The sequence below is a fragment of the Dietzia sp. DQ12-76 genome (assembly GCF_014145045.1).
Lineage (GTDB): Bacteria > Actinomycetota > Actinomycetes > Mycobacteriales > Mycobacteriaceae > Dietzia.
Genome location: NZ_JAALDV010000373.1, coordinates 1 through 1,938, shown reverse-complemented (window position 1 = coordinate 1,938; position 1,938 = coordinate 1). Strand labels below are relative to the sequence as shown.

4 protein-coding genes are annotated in these 1,938 nt (G+C 71.1%); 3 read left to right on the top strand and 1 reads right to left on the bottom strand.

Translation table 11 applies throughout. The features are described from left to right. The first annotated feature begins 196 nt into the window (after positions 1–196). Together G6019_RS12620 and G6019_RS12615 are read left to right on the top strand one after the other, a co-directional pair. The gene (locus G6019_RS12620) at positions 197–463 is read left to right on the top strand and encodes a DUF3072 domain-containing protein (RefSeq protein WP_182612993.1); all 267 of its coding nucleotides are present in this window, start codon (positions 197–199) and stop codon (positions 461–463) included. Positions 464–495: 32 nt separating this feature from the next. Then, complete coding sequence (locus G6019_RS12615; protein ID WP_107757232.1) at positions 496–681, top strand: DUF6440 family protein; 186 nt, start codon at positions 496–498, stop codon at positions 679–681. Positions 682–687: 6 nt separating this feature from the next. On the opposite strand, the gene G6019_RS12610 is transcribed toward G6019_RS12615, so the two are convergent. Further along, a complete protein-coding gene (locus G6019_RS12610; RefSeq protein WP_107757231.1) occupies positions 688–900 on the bottom strand; it encodes a hypothetical protein in 213 nt (70 codons plus the stop codon). 742 nt (positions 901–1,642) lie between these two features. On the opposite strand from G6019_RS12610, the gene G6019_RS12605 reads away from it, so the two are divergent. Continuing rightward, a partial coding sequence (locus G6019_RS12605) for a hypothetical protein (RefSeq protein ID WP_182627725.1) occupies positions 1,643–1,938 on the top strand: 296 nt, incomplete at its 3' end.

Genomic DNA, 1,938 nt, shown 5'->3' with positions numbered 1-1,938 from the left:
TGAGCCGATCCACGAGTGGCTGGAACTGCGGCCGTTCCTCGAGGCGCCGCCGGAGTCCGAGGGTTGACGCGGCCGGGCCGGGCTGGGTCGTTCGGGTCGGGCTGAGTCGTTCGGGCCGGGCTGGGTCGGGCCGGGCTGGGTCGGGCAGGGCGGTCGCTCGGTGGTCGGGATCCCGCTCCGGGCGTACGGTGCGGGCATGACCAACCCCGAGCAGGACCCGACCCGGTCGTCCACGGAAGAGACCCTGGGTGCTCCGGTCCCCGAGACCCCGGGAGCCGGGGGCACCTCGGTGCAGCGGGACCCCGAGGACTGGGTGACCGGCGACGAGCCCATGACCGCCGCGCAGAAGAGCTACCTCGACACTCTCGCGCGCGAGGCCGGCGAGGAGCTGCCCGCGACCCTGACCAAGGCGCAGGCCTCGGAGCACATCGACCGCCTGCAGAAGGGCAACCCGCGGACCTGACGCCGGCCCGCCGCGGATGAGATCATCGCGGCATGGCGAGAAACGACAAGCGGTTCGAGAAGGTCCACACCCAGAGCATGGGGTTCGGGAGCACCGTCGAGATCCTCAGGGACACCCAGACCGGGGTGTGCTATCTCTGGCGCTCGGGCGGATACGCCGGCGGACTCACCGCGCTTCTGGGCGCCGACGGCAAGCCCGTCGTGGACCCCTCGCTGTAGCCAGTGCTACCCGGGGATCCTCTGGGGGACCTGGCTGACCACCGAGGTCGAGGTGTCCCGGTCCGTGCCCGCCGAGGGCTGGGCGGATTCGCCCGTCACCGCGACCAGCGTGACCGCCAGAACCGCCACCGCGGCGAGCGCTGCGCCGACCCCCAACTCGAGGGTCGTCAACTGCATCCGCTGCCCCAGGACCTGGGGCGGCATGGTGGAGGTGGCCATGAATCTCCTCTTCCCTGATCGACGGCACACCCGCTGCTGTCGACTGCGGATGTGCTGTGGTCGCGGATGACCATAGTCCTCGATCGAGGCCGCCGGTAGAGGGGGCCCCATCGCCGACCGGACTCGTCGACGTCCCCGCAGCTCGTCCGGGCGCCTTGGAGCGGTGCCGGGGCGGAACGACCGTGGGCGCACACGGCCCAGGGGCGGTCACCCGTGGGGGAACCGCCCCTGAGGTCGTCTTCCTCACGTCGGTCTGACCGGATTCGACCCTACGACCCCTCGACCCCCGGGCGTCCGGACAGCTCTCGCGAGACCGACTTCCGCGTGATTCCGGGCGTCGGATCATGCAGGGCACGTCACGAGTCGCACGATTCTGGTCCCCGTCCGCTCCCCGTCCGTGATCGTGGAGCGCTGACCACCCATCGTCGCGGAGGCGTGCTTCTCCCCTCGGGAGGGAGCACCGAGAGTGGGCACATGGTGCACATCGGAGAGTTCGCAGCCCTGACCGGCCGCACGGTCAAGGCCCTGCCTCCTCGTCCCCCGGATGCCACGAGTGCCTGGTCGTCGAGTGGTCACAAATGAACGGGCGCGGGAAACCCCACCTGGGAGAACGCGATCAGGTGTGACCACTCGACGAGCGCGGGAAGCCTGAGACGAGACCTCGCGCGGTCGGCGGGCCCGCCGGCCCATCCGTGTGGTGCAGGTCTCCGAATCAGGGGCAGACGCTGAAAGGAGAACCGCCGTGAGTTCTCTCCCCGGTCCCCGCACCTGCCCGTTCCTCGCGATGGCCGGCATCGCGATCCTGGCCTCCGTGGCGGTTGTGGCCGCCCTCATGCCCGGAGCGGTCCTTCTCGGTGCGTCGATGGGGGGCGTCGCGGCCTCCGCCGAGCTGGCGGCCGGTGCGGCGCTCCATGCAGGCGGCGGGTGGGTGGTGCCCGCGCTGTTCAGCGTGATGGTGTTCGCCCTTGTCGTGGGCGCGACCGCGGTGTTACTGCGGGCTCCGGTGTTCTTGCCCGGTTCCCAGCGCTCTCGCCGGTC